General features: G+C 70.0%; 15 protein-coding genes. 7 read left to right on the top strand and 8 right to left on the bottom strand.

What is annotated here, in order from left to right:
* Positions 1-72: 72 nt before the first annotated feature.
* Positions 73-747, bottom strand: a complete 675-nt coding sequence (locus BJ970_RS14670) for a uracil-DNA glycosylase (protein WP_184726775.1) — start codon at positions 745-747, stop codon at positions 73-75.
* A gap of 370 nt (positions 748-1,117) precedes the next feature.
* On the opposite strand from BJ970_RS14670, the gene BJ970_RS14665 reads away from it, so the two are divergent.
* Complete coding sequence (locus BJ970_RS14665; RefSeq protein ID WP_184726774.1) at positions 1,118-2,455, top strand: MFS transporter; 1,338 nt, start codon at positions 1,118-1,120, stop codon at positions 2,453-2,455.
* 55 nt (positions 2,456-2,510) lie between these two features.
* On the opposite strand, the gene BJ970_RS14660 is transcribed toward BJ970_RS14665, so the two are convergent.
* Positions 2,511-3,476, bottom strand: a complete 966-nt coding sequence (locus BJ970_RS14660) for a thiamine-phosphate kinase (RefSeq protein WP_246470851.1) — start codon at positions 3,474-3,476, stop codon at positions 2,511-2,513.
* 97 nt (positions 3,477-3,573) lie between these two features.
* Between BJ970_RS14660 and BJ970_RS14655 the strand changes: the two genes are divergently transcribed.
* Positions 3,574-3,807, top strand: coding sequence for an Lrp/AsnC family transcriptional regulator (locus BJ970_RS14655; RefSeq protein WP_168585018.1), 234 nt, complete (start codon positions 3,574-3,576; stop codon positions 3,805-3,807).
* 142 nt (positions 3,808-3,949) lie between these two features.
* Positions 3,950-4,492 carry a DUF3515 domain-containing protein gene (locus BJ970_RS14650; protein WP_184729107.1) on the top strand — a complete coding sequence of 181 codons (543 nt, stop codon included), beginning with the start codon at positions 3,950-3,952 and terminating at the stop codon, positions 4,490-4,492.
* A 58-nt stretch (positions 4,493-4,550) separates the two neighbouring features.
* On the opposite strand, the gene BJ970_RS14645 is transcribed toward BJ970_RS14650, so the two are convergent.
* Together BJ970_RS14645 and pdxR are read right to left on the bottom strand one after the other, a co-directional pair.
* The gene (locus BJ970_RS14645) at positions 4,551-5,642 is read right to left on the bottom strand and encodes a D-alanine--D-alanine ligase family protein (RefSeq protein WP_184726772.1); all 1,092 of its coding nucleotides are present in this window, start codon (positions 5,640-5,642) and stop codon (positions 4,551-4,553) included.
* 140 nt (positions 5,643-5,782) lie between these two features.
* Positions 5,783-7,195, bottom strand: a complete 1,413-nt coding sequence (pdxR, locus tag BJ970_RS14640) for a MocR-like pyridoxine biosynthesis transcription factor PdxR (protein WP_184726771.1) — start codon at positions 7,193-7,195, stop codon at positions 5,783-5,785.
* A 60-nt stretch (positions 7,196-7,255) separates the two neighbouring features.
* Here pdxR and BJ970_RS14635 point away from each other — a divergent pair, with 60 nt between their 5' ends.
* From BJ970_RS14635 to BJ970_RS14625, 3 genes are read left to right on the top strand one after another with little or no spacing between them, the layout of a single operon-like run.
* The gene (locus BJ970_RS14635) at positions 7,256-7,918 is read left to right on the top strand and encodes a pyridoxamine 5'-phosphate oxidase family protein (RefSeq protein ID WP_312864251.1); all 663 of its coding nucleotides are present in this window, start codon (positions 7,256-7,258) and stop codon (positions 7,916-7,918) included.
* Positions 7,915-8,106 carry a hypothetical protein gene (locus BJ970_RS14630; protein ID WP_184726769.1) on the top strand — a complete coding sequence of 64 codons (192 nt, stop codon included), beginning with the start codon at positions 7,915-7,917 and terminating at the stop codon, positions 8,104-8,106. The genes BJ970_RS14635 and BJ970_RS14630 overlap by 4 nt, the downstream gene beginning before the upstream one ends.
* A complete protein-coding gene (locus BJ970_RS14625; RefSeq protein WP_184726768.1) occupies positions 8,107-8,745 on the top strand; it encodes an FMN-binding negative transcriptional regulator in 639 nt (212 codons plus the stop codon).
* Between the two features lie 11 nt (positions 8,746-8,756).
* On the opposite strand, the gene BJ970_RS14620 is transcribed toward BJ970_RS14625, so the two are convergent.
* From BJ970_RS14620 to BJ970_RS14605, 4 genes are all read right to left on the bottom strand, one after another.
* Complete coding sequence (locus BJ970_RS14620; RefSeq protein WP_184726767.1) at positions 8,757-9,224, bottom strand: cysteine dioxygenase; 468 nt, start codon at positions 9,222-9,224, stop codon at positions 8,757-8,759.
* A 300-nt stretch (positions 9,225-9,524) separates the two neighbouring features.
* A complete protein-coding gene (locus BJ970_RS14615; RefSeq protein ID WP_184726766.1) occupies positions 9,525-10,631 on the bottom strand; it encodes a cystathionine gamma-lyase in 1,107 nt (368 codons plus the stop codon).
* 88 nt (positions 10,632-10,719) lie between these two features.
* Positions 10,720-11,727: an NAD(P)H-dependent glycerol-3-phosphate dehydrogenase gene (locus BJ970_RS14610; RefSeq protein ID WP_184726765.1), complete on the bottom strand. Its 1,008-nt coding sequence runs from the start codon at positions 11,725-11,727 to the stop codon at positions 10,720-10,722.
* Positions 11,714-12,490 carry a lysophospholipid acyltransferase family protein gene (locus BJ970_RS14605; RefSeq protein ID WP_184726764.1) on the bottom strand — a complete coding sequence of 259 codons (777 nt, stop codon included), beginning with the start codon at positions 12,488-12,490 and terminating at the stop codon, positions 11,714-11,716. Before BJ970_RS14605 ends, BJ970_RS14610 begins: the two co-directional genes overlap by 14 nt.
* 127 nt (positions 12,491-12,617) lie before the next feature.
* Here BJ970_RS14605 and cofC point away from each other — a divergent pair, with 127 nt between their 5' ends.
* Positions 12,618-13,250: a 2-phospho-L-lactate guanylyltransferase gene (gene cofC / locus BJ970_RS14600; protein ID WP_184726763.1), complete on the top strand. Its 633-nt coding sequence runs from the start codon at positions 12,618-12,620 to the stop codon at positions 13,248-13,250.
* The last annotated feature ends 17 nt before the right edge of the window (positions 13,251-13,267 follow it).

Below are 13,267 nucleotides of genomic sequence, written 5' to 3'. Positions count from 1 at the left end.
CAAGGGTCAATGTACGGCCGGGCGGAACCGAAATCCATACGCGGCGACCAGGCAAAACACCCCTGGCGCAGGCTACGGCAGCTTCCAGTCCACCGGTTCGGCACCGCGGCGGGCGAGGATCTCGTTGACCCGGCTGAACGGGCGGGAGCCGAAGAACCCGCGGTCGGCCGACATCGGGCTGGGGTGCGGCGATTCGACGCACTCCACACCGGGCATCAGCGGACGCAGGTCGCGGGCGTCGCGTCCCCACAGGATCGCCACCAGCGGCTCCTCGCGGGCGGCCAGCGCGCGGATGGCCTGCGCGGTGACTTCCTCCCAGCCCTTGCCGCGGTGCGAGCCGGCATTGCCGGGCCGGACAGTCAGCGACCTGTTGAGCAGCAGCACGCCGCGCTGGGTCCACGGGGTGAGGTCGCCGCTGGAGGGCATGGGGTGGCCGAGGTCCTGGGTGTACTCGCGGAAGATGTTGACCAGGCTTTTCGGCGGCGCGACGCCGGGCGCGACGGAGAAGCTCAGGCCGACCGGATGCCCGGGCGTCGGATACGGGTCCTGGCCGACGATCAGCACGCGCACGTCGTGGAAGGGCTGCTCGAAGGCCCGGAGCACGTGCTCGGGAGCGGGCAGGTACTTCCGCCCCGCGGCGACCTCGGCGCGTAGGAACTCGCCCATCGTCTTGATCTGCTCGGCGACCGGTTCCAGCGCTTGGGCCCACCCGGGCCCCACGAGTTCGTGCAGTGGACGTGCGACCATGCGAGCACCCTAGCGAGCCGCCGAGATCAACCTCTCGACAGCCCCCGCGATGCGGCCGCAACCGTCAATGTGTCGCACGTCACACTCGATAGTAGGAATGTGGCGAGCGATATAGCGCACACCGGTATTCAACCTTCACTCGAAAGAGCCATTTTCGCCCGTCATCGAGCTAATTCGGCTGTCAAATCAGCGACTCCGCGAGACAACGGGCGAACGGACCGATCGGTGACGTTTTGCATAACGGGAATAACATCGGGATAACGCAATCCCGGTCTTTTGGTGGCCTCCCCCAGGCCGCTCAGCTAGGTTCTGCGGAGTTGCGAATGACCGCGGCGGTGGATGGATTGACCCGGAGGTGGGCCGCAATCTCATGACTTCGCAGGAAACAGCCGAAACGGCAGCCGAGCAGCGATCACTGCTCCGTCGCGCGGTCGGCGCAGCGGCAATCGGCAACTGCACGGAGTGGTATGACTTCGGCGTATATGCCTATGTGGCCGCCTATGTGGGCCACCAGTTCTTCCCCGGGCCGTGGGAGACCGTCTCGGCCTTCGGCGTGTTCGCCATCTCCTTCCTGTTCCGGCCGCTGGGCAGCCTGTTCTTCGGGCCGCTGGGCGACCGAATCGGCAGGCAGAAGGTGCTGGCGGTGACGATCCTGCTGATGTCGGGCTCGACCTTCGTCATCGGCCTGCTGCCCACCTACGGCGCGATCGGCATCATCGCGCCGATGCTGTTGCTGCTGTGCCGGTTGCTGCAGGGCTTCTCCACGGGCGGCGAATACGGCGGCGCGGCGACCTACATCGCCGAGTTCGCCCCCGACCGCCGTCGCGGCTTCTGGGGGAGCTGGCTGGAATTCGGCACCCTGGTCGGATTCGGATTCGGCGCGCTGGTGCCGACGATCCTGATCCTGAATCTGGACAGCGCCTCGATGGAAAGCTGGGGCTGGCGCATTCCGTTCCTGATCGCCGGTCCGCTCGGCGGCGTCGGGCTCTATTTGCGCAGCAAGCTGGAAGACACCCCGGCGTTCAAGAACCTGGAGGCGACCCACCAGGTGGCCAAGTCGCCGCTGAAGGACTTGATCAGCCAATGGTGGCGGCAGCTGCTGATCCTGATGGGCATCGTGGTGCTGATCAACATCGCCAACTACACCATCCTGACCTACATGGAGACGTACCTGAAGGACACGCTCCACGTGCCGGAAGGTCAGGAGTCCACGGTGCTGATCCCGCTGCTGCTCACCGTGGTGTTCATGATGGTGGTCATCACCCCGGTAGGTGCGCTGTCGGACCGGATCGGCCGCAAGCCGCTGTTCCTGTCCGCGGCGATCTGCTTCCTCGTGCTGCCGATCCCGGCGTTCATGCTGATCGCGCAGGGCACCGTGCTGACCACGATCCTGGGGTTGGGACTGCTGGCGATCGGGCACGTGCAGCTGATCGGACCGCTGGCCGCGACGCTACCGGCGATGTTCCCGACCAAGGTCCGCTACGCGGCCTTCTGCGTCGGCTACAACATCTCCACGGCGGCGTTCGGCGGGACCGCTCCGCTGGTCAACGACGCGGTGGTCACGGCGACCGGCAACACCCTCTTCCCGGCCTTCTACCTGATGGCGGCGGCCCTGGTGGCGCTGGGGCCGATCCTGCTGATGAAGGAGACGGCACGCAAGCCGCTGATGGACGACGCACCCGCGCCGAAAACATCGGCGACGAGCTAACCACGTCGAACGCGAAGAACCCCGATGTGCCAACGGCGCATCGGGGTTCTTCGCGTCAACGCCAGTGCTCCCAGCCCGACGAGCCCTCGTACAAGGCTCCGTCCACTGTGACTCCGGTGCCCTCGGCGACCACACCGATCGCGCGCCACTCCGCCGGCAGCGGGCGGCTCGGCGGGAAGGTCGCGGCCAGCGCCTGGTCCTCGCCCCCGGTCAACACCCAGTGCCGGGCGTCCGCGCCCAGCGCGGAGGCGACCTCGGTCAGCCGCTGCGGCACTTCCACCTGCTCGGTGCGGATGTCAATGGCCACCTGGGAAGCCGCGGCGATGTGCCCCAGATCGGCCAGCAATCCGTCCGAGGTGTCCACCATGGACGTCGCCCCGGCGACGGCCGCCTGCGGCCCGGCCCCGTAAGGCGGCTCCGGGACGCGGTGCGCGCCGACGACCGCGACCGGGGAGCGGAAACCCCGCCCCAGCACGGCCAATCCGGCCGCCGACCAGCCGAGCCGGCCTGCCACCGCGACCACGTCACCGGGCCGCGCGCCGGACCGCGTTACCGGCGCCCGGCCCTGCAGGTCGCCCAGGGCTGTGATCGAGATCGTCAGTGAGGTCGCCGACACCATGTCACCGCCGATGATGCCGATGCCGACCTGCTGTGCTTCTTCCCACATGCCGCCGGCCAGCTCATCGACCACCTTCGTCGGCAGCTCCGGCGAGCAGCCCAACCCCACCAGCAGGCCGGTGGGCACGGCCCCCATCGCGGCGATGTCGGACAGGTTCACCGCGACCGCCTTGCGACCCACCTGGTGCGGTGTCGACCAGTCGAAACGGAAATGCACCTGCTCCACCAGCACGTCGGTGGTAGCCACCACCCGGCCGTCCGGGGCCGCCAGGACCGCGGCGTCATCGCCCGGCCCCAGTAACGTGCCGGGCGACTGAGGCTGCCCGGCCGTAACTCGATCGATGAGACCGAACTCACCCAACTGGGAAACGGTCGGTGCGTCCTGCGACGAATCAGGACCCAACTGGGACCTCCCTTCCTTGAGCATTCGCTCGGTCCGATGGGGTAGCTTTCTGCCAGTTTCCTACCCCGAGCACATCGGCACGACGAAGGGGCACGCCGTGGTTCAGGCATACATCCTCATCCAGACCGAAGTCGGCAAGGCCGCCGCCGTGGCCAACGAGATCGCCGGTTCGCCGGGCATCATCAGCGCGGAGGACGTCACCGGTCCGTATGACGTGATCGTGCGCGCCGAAGCCGAGAATGTCGACCAGCTCGGCAAGATGGTCGTCGCCAAGATCCAGAACGTGGAAGGCATCACCCGGACCCTGACCTGTCCCGTGGTGCACCTGTAAGGAACTTGTCGCTGAACTCATTTTGCGTGACGGTGCCGGTCGCGGAACCTCAGGCGCCGCCAGGCCGGTGCCGATACCCGGCGAAGGCCGTGCTGTAGTGGACGACGTGGTTCACCAATCAGCGCCCGGAGTGCCCCGGCCGGTGTTGATCGTGGCGGTCACGCTCGGCGCACTTCTCGCCCTGGCGGTCGCCGGCATCGGCGCGTACGGCTGGTACGGCGAACACCAGGCGCGGCAGGCCGCGATAGCGGCCGAAGAGGCCCGGCGCAGCGGGCCGCTGGCGCTCCCCCCGATCCCCGCGCCAAAGGCGGCGACACCGGAGTGCGCGACGGTACTTGCGGCGCTGCCGCGCGAGCTGACCGTAGACAATGAGCGCGTTCCGCGCCGCGCGCTGGCGGAACCCGCGCCGGCGGCGACGGTCGCGTGGGGAGATGCGAAGCACGACCCGGTGACGATGCGCTGCGGAATCAGCGCGCCGGCGGAGCTGACGCCGACTGCGCAGCTGATGGACGTTTCCGGCGTCAGCTGGTTGGAGATCAACCAGGGCGGCGACACCTCGTGGCTGGCGGTCGACCGCCCGGTCTACGTCGCGCTAAGCGTCCCCGAGGGCACCGGCACCGGTCCCCTCCAAGACCTCTCCGCGATCCTCCGCGACGCCATGCCCAAGCAACCGGTCTTCCCCTGACACCACGGGGAAAATGCCCAACTTCAGGCAAATCGGGAATTCCCTTCGGCGGCGCCCGTCAGCGCAGTCCGGTGCCTCGGGTGATCGCCGTGTCGATGAGGGTGCTCAGCAGCGTCGGGTAGTCGATGCCGGTGTGCGCCCACATCCGCGGGTACAGCGAGATCGCGGTGAATCCCGGCATCGTGTTGACCTCGTTGACGATCAGCTGGCCGTCTCCGGCGAGGAAGAAGTCGACCCGCGCCAGGCCCTGGCACTCCAGGGCGCGGAAGGCCCGCACCGCGGCGTCGCGCAGCTCCTCGATCGCGTCGTCGCCGATCTTGGCCGGAATGTCGAACTCGGTGACGTCATCGAGGTACTTGGATTCGTAGTCGTACCAGTCGGAATCGCCGACCACCCGCAGTTCGGCGGGCTGCGAGGCCGCGATCCGGCCGTCCGGGAACTCCAGCACGCCGCACTCGATTTCGCGGCCCACCACCGCGCTCTCGATGATCACCTTCGGGTCCGTGCGGCGTGCCTCGGCGATCGCCGCGTCCAGCTCCGCCCAGTCGGTGACCTTGGTGATGCCCAGTGACGACCCGGCCCGCGCCGGCTTGACGAACACGGGCAGCCCGAGCCGCTCGCGCTGCCGATCGTCCAGCGTGGCCTGGTCGCGGCGCAGCACCTCGTAGCGGCCCACCGCCAGACCCTCCGCGGCGAGCAGCTTCTTGGTGTACTCCTTGTCCATCGACACGGCGCTGGACAACACGCCCGGCCCGACGTAGGGCACGTCGGCCATTTCGAGCAGCCCCTGGATGGTGCCGTCCTCGCCGAAGGCCCCGTGCAGCACCGGGAACACGACGTCGACCGACGACAGCACCTCGCCGCCCCGGCCCGGCTCCAGCAGCACCAGCTCGCGGCGGGTGGGGTCACCGGGCAGCGCAAGAGCGGTGTTCGCCGCGACCTCGGGCGCCTTGCGGTCCCGGATCTCCAGCTGCTTCGGGTCGTCGGTGCCCAGCACCCAGGCGCCCTCGCGGGTGATGCCGACCGGCAGGATCTCGAAGCGGTTCCGGTCCAGGTGCGAGAGCACGCTACCGGCGGACACGCAGGAAATGCCGTGCTCGGTGCTGCGCCCGCCGAAAACAACGGCCACCCGGGTCTTGCGCTGTGTCATGCGCCGGACCATACCTGGCATACGCTGAGACCGTTTCACAAAGGTTTGGTTGGTCGCGCGGTCGACGGCGCTGTTCGGGAACCGTGCCGCTGCCCTACCTGGGGTCCCCGGCATGATGGGTGCCAGGTCCGCGAGGTGGTTCATCCGGCGCCGCAGAGCCGGGCCAAGATCGGCAGTGCCCGCTCCAGTTCGCTGCGCGAGCACGCGGCGTACCCGAGCGCGAGCCCGAACCACTGCTGCGGACCGCAGTGATGCCGGCGCAGCCCGTCGAGCACCAGGCCCCGCTCCCCGGCCGCCGCGACCACCCGCTGCTCGGCTTCCGCGTCCGGCAGCGGGAGCACCACGTGCGCCCCGGCCCGGTCCCCGAACACCTCGACGCCCTCGGCGGCGAGCCCGTCCACCACCAGGGCCCGGCGCTGAGAGAGTTCTCGCCGCAGCCGCCGCAGGTGCCGCCCGAGGTCGCCGTGGCGCGCGAGCTCCACCAGCACGCGCTGACCGGCGGGGGCCGGGCCGGTTCCGGTGCAGTCCCGGTGCTGCAACACTGCCGCGGCGACCTTGTCGGGGGCCAGCATCCAGCCCACGCCCAGGGTTGGCGTGAGGATCTTGCTGGTCGTGCCGAGGTGCACGACGACGTCGGGGGCCATCGACGCGAGTACCGGCAGTGGTGCCACGTCGTAACGGAGCTCACCGTCATAGTCGTCTTCGATGATCAACCAGCCCTCGACGCGGGCGCGCTCGACCAGTTCGATCCGGCGCTCGGCGGGCAGCCGACCGCCGATCGGATATTGGTGCGCGGGCGAGCAGTACACGGCCCGCACGCCTCGCGGAATCGCGTCGACGACGATGCCCGCGTGGTCGACGGGTGCGGGCACCACGCGCACACCCGCCGACCGCAGCGCCCCAACCGCGCGCTGGTAACCGGGCTCCTCCACCGCGACAGTCGCGCCGCGCCGCAGCACCGCGGAGGCCAGCTCGACGACAGCCGACGTGGTGCCGCCGGTGGCCAGCACGTTTTCCACCGTCAGCCCGCCGACGACCAGACCACGGTGGCGCAGCAGGTGCTCGACGACGGCCTCGCGGTACTCGACGACTCCCGCACGGTGTGGTTTCGAGTCCGGCTCCGTGTCGGCCGCCGCGCGCCAGGCCCGGCGCCAGGCCGCCCGATCGACGCCCTCCGCCCACGGCACGCCCGGCGTGAGCACCACCACGGGTTCGTCCGGCTCCCGCTCGCCGCGCTTGGCACCGGTAGCGGGCTCGATGCGCGATCCGGGCGGGCTGGTGGTGACGTAGGTGCCCGAGCCGTGCCGGCCGGCGATCCACCCCTCCGCGTACAGCTGCTCGTAGGCAGCGGCGGTCACTGTGCGGCTGACCACGAGGTGACGCGCGAGGGCACGCGTCGACGGGAGGCGGTCGCCGCCGCGGAGTTGACCGATCGTCGCCGCGTGTCGCAGCGCATCGGCCAGCTGCACGGCGAGCGGGCGCGGATCGTCGCGGTGCAGGTCGATGGCGAGCTCCAGCAGCGGTGAGCTCGCCGCGGGCACGGCATGTGGCATTTCAAAATTCTCCCTGATTGGCACTTCGATAATGCCACTTGCGGGAAGATCCTGTTGCACGTGACCCGACACCTCTCCACCACAGACCGGACCACCATCCGCCGCAGCAGCGCCAGGGCCCGCAGCGACCGCAGCGACCTGTACGCCAGCTTGGACGCTGGCCTGATCTGCCACCTCGGGCTGCTGATCGACGGCTCGCCCCGGGTCCTGCCCACCGGTTACGGCCGCCGCGGCGACACGCTCTACCTGCACGGTTCGACCGGCGCGCGGAGCCTACGCGAGGCCGCCGGCGGGGTCGAGGTCTGCGTCACGGTGACCCACCTCGACGGGATCGTCTACGCGCGTTCGCTGTTCCACCACTCCGTGAACTACCGCTCCGCGATGATCCACGGTCAGGCCCGGGAAGTCGTGGACGCCGACGAGAAGCTGCAGGCGCTGCGGGTGATCACCGACCAGCTCGCCCCCGGCTCGTGGGAACACGCGCGGCAGCCGAACAAGCGGGAACTGGCCGCGACCGCCGTCCTCGCCGTCGACCTCGCCGAAGCGGCGGTGAAGATCCGCGACGGCGGGCCGAACGACGACACCGAGGACATCGAGGCGGGCAAGGCATGGGCCGGGGTGCTCCCGCTACGAATGCACTGGGGCGCGCCGGAACCGTCGACGGATCTTCCGGCGGGGTTCGCAGTTCCGCCGCACGTGGGCGAACGGACGTACCCGGCATGACAGTCGTGGAATTGGCGGATTCCGGGCCCGCTTTCCCGACGCGGCGAGAACCGCGGCCGGAACTGGCTTGGCTGGACGGCTTCCTCGCGTGGCTCGACGGCGGCGGTGCGGCCGCCGATGCGCACCGCCGCTACCCCGGGTTTGTGTTCCCGGCCCGGCACCTCGCAAAACCCACGCCGGAGGCCTGAATGCTGGTCCACCCCTGGGACTCGCCGATCGACGAGCAGGAATGGCGGCACCAGCTGGCCGACGGGCACGACTTCGGCCAGCTGGTGGCCGTCTACCCGGATCGGCGCCCCGTCGTGCAGCCGGTGCATTTCGCGTTCGACGGCGATCGCGTTCGTTTTCACCTCGCGCGCCCCAATCCGATCCTGCGCGCGCTGGAGAACGATCCGCACTGCGTGTTGTCGATTGTGGACGACTACGCCTACATCCCCGGCCCGTGGCGGGTCGAGGGTGACACCCCGCCCAGCTCGGGCGTGCCGACCAGCCACTACGCCAGCGTGCAGCTATCGGGCTTGGCGGAGCTGGTCGACGACCCGGCGGCCAAAGCGGCTTTGCTGCAACGGCAGCTGGAGCACTTCCAGCCCACGGGCGGGACGGCCGAGGTGACCGCCCATGACGGCCCGTTCCACCGGATGCTGAAGGGAATCCGCGGAGTGATCGTGCACGTCGACTCGGTGACCGCGAAGTTCAAGTACAGCGACAACAGGTCAGTTCAGCTGCAGGACTCCGTCGCCCGACGACTGGTCACAAGGGACCGTCCCGGCGACCGGGCCGCCGCTGCCCAACAACTCCGCCGCATGCGCCTGCGGACCGAACCCTGACCGGGCGGCGGTCACATCCGGCGGAGGCCGGTGATGGGGTCGTGGGCGTAGAGCGTCATTCGGGCCCGCGTGGGGCGGTAGACGTGGATGCTCACCGCCGGGTCCGGGCCGTTGTTGTGCACCTGGTGCACGTAGTTCGGCCCGAAGACCCGGGACTGGCCCGCAACCAGCGGGTGCAGCACCTCGGTTGCGCCGCGTTGGATGACGCGCTCGGTCAAGGCGCCGGAGACCACGGTGAAGGCTCCGGTGGCGCCGCCGTGGTCGTGCAGGTCGGTGTGCTGGCCGGGCAACCAGCTCAGCAGCCATGCCTCGTAGCTCTCGGTTCGCGTGAGCAGGCCAACCCAGCGCTGCTCCGGGTCGTAGCGCAGCAGGTGCGCCCACGAGCCGCGGTCGGCGGCGAGCTCGCGAGCGATGCGGACCGGGTGCGCGATGGTGAGATCGGCAGGCGCGGCAACGGTATTCGGCGGAACGGCGAACAAGACGATTTGTCCTTCGGGATCGTGATGAGCTCCGGGTCATCAGCGCACGCGAGCACAGCACGCCGGATACCCGGGAATTACGGGAGAACGATCAACACGAAGAACACAGACAGAGCGCGCTGGCGACACGGCGCAGGTCGATGTGACCCCGTCGATCGGTCATAGCACGCAGCAACACGACGCAAACTGAACCAGCCCGCCGAACCCGCGTCAACCGGAGCGCGCAAGATCTCACACTGTGGAGTGGCGGGCGTGCTCCCCGGCACCCGAAACACGCAGCTTCGAGCGAACCGCTACGCCTCAGCCCAGGGCTTGGTGGACGTCGGCGACCAAGTCTGCGGGATCTTCGCAGCCCGCGGAGAAGCGGACGAAGCCCTCCGGGACCGGGTCGCCCCACTGCGCCCGGCGGTCGACCGTGCTGTGCAGGCCGCCGAAGCTCGTCGCCGCCACGACCAAGCGGCTGCGCCGCACGAACTCGTCGACCGCCGCCGCATCGGCCAGCTCGAACCGGAACACCCCGCCCCAACGGCGCATCTGCCGCCGTGCGAGATCGTGCGAAGGGTCGCCCGGATCGCCCGGCCAGCGCAGCCCGGAAACCGCCGGATGATCGCGCAGGGATGCGACTAGCGCGGCGGCGTTCTCGGCCTGCCGCGCCAGGCGCAGGTCGAGCGTGCCCATGCTGCGGTGCGCCAGCCAGGTCTCGAACGGACCGGGAATCGAACCGGACAGCGTCCGCGCCCGCACCAACCGCTGCGCCAGCTCCGCGTCGCGAACCGACACGTGCCCCAGCAGCACGTCGCTGTGCCCGGCCAACGCCTTGGTGTCGCTGGAGACCACGATGTCCGCGCCCAGCTCCAGCGGTCGCTGCCCGAGCGGCGTCGCCGTGGTGTTGTCCACCGCCAGCAAGGCGCCCGCCGCGTGCGCGCGTCCGGCGAGCCCGGCGATGTCGCACACGTCGAGGCCGGGATTGGACGGGGTTTCCAGCAACACCAGCCGAACTCCGGCGAAGACCTCGTCGTGCCACGGACCGGGCGTGGCGATCTCCCGGATGTTCAGCTCCAGCTCGGCCAGCTCGTCCCGGACGAACTGGCGCGTCGCGTAATAACCGTCGCCGGGCAGGATCAACGCGTCGCCGTTGCGCAGCACCGCGCGCAGCAGCAAACTGATCGCCGCCATGCCGGAGGGCAACAGGATGCAATGACCGCCGTCGAGGTCGCCGATGGCCGACTCCAGCGCCCGCCACGTGGGATTGCCCGCGCGCCCGTAGAAATCGCCCCCCTGGAAGTCCTCGCCCAGGTGGAACGGCGCGGCGAACACCGGGCCGGGCAACAGCGGCGTCCCGCCGACCGGTTCCGGATGTCCGCCGCGAACGCACCGCGTGCCGTCGCCGAATTCCGATGTCGCCACAACTCTCCTCCGTGTCTTGCCGGGGCCCGAGCCCCACGGGCGGGCGATTGCAATGGAAATCAACGTGCCGATTTCGCTTGCAATCGGCTCACTCCGGTTTGCGTTCGCGGCCCAGCAGTTCGGCGGCCGCCGGTGCGGGGGCGAGCCCTTCGTGGCAGACCCGGTGCACCACATCGGTGATCGGCATCTCGACGCCGTGGCGCGCCGCCAGCTGCCGGATCGACGAGCAGGACTTGACGCCCTCGGAAACCTGCCCGTGTGCCGCCTCCTGCGCCTGCGCCATAGTCTCGCCGCGCCCCAGCCGCTCGCCGAAGGTCCGGTTGCGCGACAACGGGGACATGGCCGTGGCGACCAGATCGCCCAGCCCGGCGAGCCCGGCGAACGTCATCGGGTCGGCGCCGAGCGCGACGCCGAGCCGAGTCGTCTCGGCCAGGCCACGGGTGATCAGGGACGACATCGTGTTGTGCCCGAACCCCAGCCCGGCGGCCATCCCGCACGCCAGCGCGATCACGTTCTTACATGCCCCGGCGATCTCGATACCGACCAGATCGGTGTTGGTGTAGGGCCGGAAGTACGGCGTCGAGCAGGCGTGCTGGAGCGCGACGGCGCGGTCGTGGTCCGGGCAGGCCACCACGGTCGCGGTCGGTTGTTCGGCGGCGATCTCCTTGGCCAGGTTGGGACCGGAGACCACCGCGACATGCGCCATCGGCACGTCGGCGACCTCGCCGATCACCTCGCTCATCCGCTTCAGCGTGCTCAGCTCCACGCCCTTGGCAAGGCTAACCAGCGTCGCCTCGGGCGGCAGTAGGGGCTGCCAACCGGCCAGGTTTTCGCGCAGCGTCTGGCTGGGCACCGCTAGCACGACCGCGCCCGCACCATGTACCGCCTCGGCCGCGTCGTCGGTGGCGCGCAGCGTCGACGGAAGCCGGATGTCCGGTAGGTACGCGCTATTGCGGCGGGTTTCGTTGATCGCCGCGGCGACCTCCGCCCGCCGGGCCCACAGGACCACGTCGTTGCCCGCGTCGGCAAGCACCTTCGCGAACGTGGTGCCCCAGGATCCGGCACCGAGCACCGTGATCCGCTCAGGCGGCGCCATCGTTGCCCCGGCTCTTGCGGGCGGAGCTGTAGAAGTCGGTGGGCGGCTGCTCGCCGCGGATCTCACCGAGAAGTTCCCGCACGCGCGTCATCGCCAGGTGCGTGACCTCCCGCAGCGCGTTCGTGTCGTGCTCCATACCCCGGTAGGCCGTCAGGTCCAGCGGCTCGCCGAAGGCGAGGGTGACGGACTTGCGCGGGACGGGCCGAAAGCGCTTCTGGTAATGGTCGTAGATTTCCCGAGTACCCCACCGGGCGGCCGGGATAACCGGAATGTCGTGCGCCAGCGCCAACCGGGCCACCCCGACCTTCGGGGTCATCGGCCAGCCGTCCGGATCCTTGGTGATGGTGCCGTCCGGGTAGATCACGATCGTCTTGCCGCGCTGCAGGGCGTCGTGCGCGTCCTGCAGGCTCTTCTGCGCGTCGGCGGTGCCGCGATAGACCGGGATCTGCTCGACACCGACGAGAACGCTCTTAAGCACCGGAACGTTCCACAGCGTGTTCTTCGCCAGGAACCGCGGCACTCGGCCGGCGCGGTGCACGGTCACGGCGTCGAAGACCGGGTCCAGGTGGGAAACGTGGTTGAACACCAGCAGCGCGGGGCCCTCGGCCGGGATGTGCTCCAGCCCGGTCACCTTGGTGCGCGCCAACACGGCGGTCAGCGGGTAGAAGACGCCGCGGGCCAGGCCGAGCCAGAACCTGCCCATCCCCCGCGCCTTTTCGCTGGTCTGCCTCCGCTGGCGCCGGAGGCTCTTCGGTTCCGCCACGGCAACTCCTTCAACTGGTCGCAAGCGCCAGTCAAGTTACCTGCCTGGCCCAGCGGCCGGACATCCCGGACGGCCGAATGCCGGGCCTCGGTGACGCGCTCCGGCCGCACGACGCAAGATGGCTGTCGTGAGCGCAGGCTTCCACCTCATCGTGCCGATCAAACCGCTGCATCTGGCCAAGTCGCGGCTGCTTGGCGCCGCCGACCGCGGAGCGCGCCAGCCGGCCGCGCACGCCGACCTGGTCACGGCCGTGGCATTGGACACAGTGTCCGCCGCGCGCCGGGCTCCCGGCGTCGCCGGAATCGTCGTGGTGACTTCCGATCCGACGCTCACCGAAGCGTTCACGGCCGATGGCGTCGAGGTACTCGCGGACGTGCCGGCCGCCGGGCTGAACGCCGCTTTGCGGCACGGCGACACCCAGTTGCGAAGAAGGGCGGCCGTGTCGCGGGTCGGGGCATTGCAGGCGGATCTGCCCGCCCTGCGACCCGGCGATCTCGCCGCCGCGATCAACGCCGCCGGCGACGACCGCTCGTTCTGTCCGGACCGGCACGGCACCGGCACCACGCTGCTGTTGGCCGAGCCCGGTCGCCCGCTCGACCCTCGGTTCGGGCCGGGTTCGGCCGACGCGCACGCCGAGTCCGGCGCGAAAGTCCTCCTCGGCGCGTGGGACTCGCTGCGCTGCGACGTGGACACCGAGGCCGACCTGACCGCCGCGGCCGCGCTCGGTCTCGGCCCGCGCACCGCCGCGCGGACCTCTTGAGCGCCGCGCCCGCCGCA

Source organism: Saccharopolyspora phatthalungensis, assembly GCF_014203395.1.
GTDB lineage: Bacteria > Actinomycetota > Actinomycetes > Mycobacteriales > Pseudonocardiaceae > Saccharopolyspora > Saccharopolyspora phatthalungensis.
This window is presented reverse-complemented; position numbering and strand designations above follow the sequence as displayed.

Coding starts and splice junctions, on each gene's coding strand:
- BJ970_RS14625 (WP_184726768.1), top strand. CDS start 8,107: ATGCTGGTCCACCCCTGGGACTCGCCGATCGACGAGCAGGAATGGCGG.
- BJ970_RS14645 (WP_184726772.1), bottom strand. CDS start 5,642: ATGACACAGCGCAAGACCCGGGTGGCCGTTGTTTTCGGCGGGCGCAGC.
- pdxR (WP_184726771.1), bottom strand. CDS start 7,195: ATGCCACATGCCGTGCCCGCGGCGAGCTCACCGCTGCTGGAGCTCGCC.
- BJ970_RS14630 (WP_184726769.1), top strand. CDS start 7,915: ATGACAGTCGTGGAATTGGCGGATTCCGGGCCCGCTTTCCCGACGCGG.
- BJ970_RS14670 (WP_184726775.1), bottom strand. CDS start 747: ATGGTCGCACGTCCACTGCACGAACTCGTGGGGCCCGGGTGGGCCCAA.
- BJ970_RS14610 (WP_184726765.1), bottom strand. CDS start 11,727: ATGGCGCCGCCTGAGCGGATCACGGTGCTCGGTGCCGGATCCTGGGGC.
- BJ970_RS14665 (WP_184726774.1), top strand. CDS start 1,118: ATGACTTCGCAGGAAACAGCCGAAACGGCAGCCGAGCAGCGATCACTG.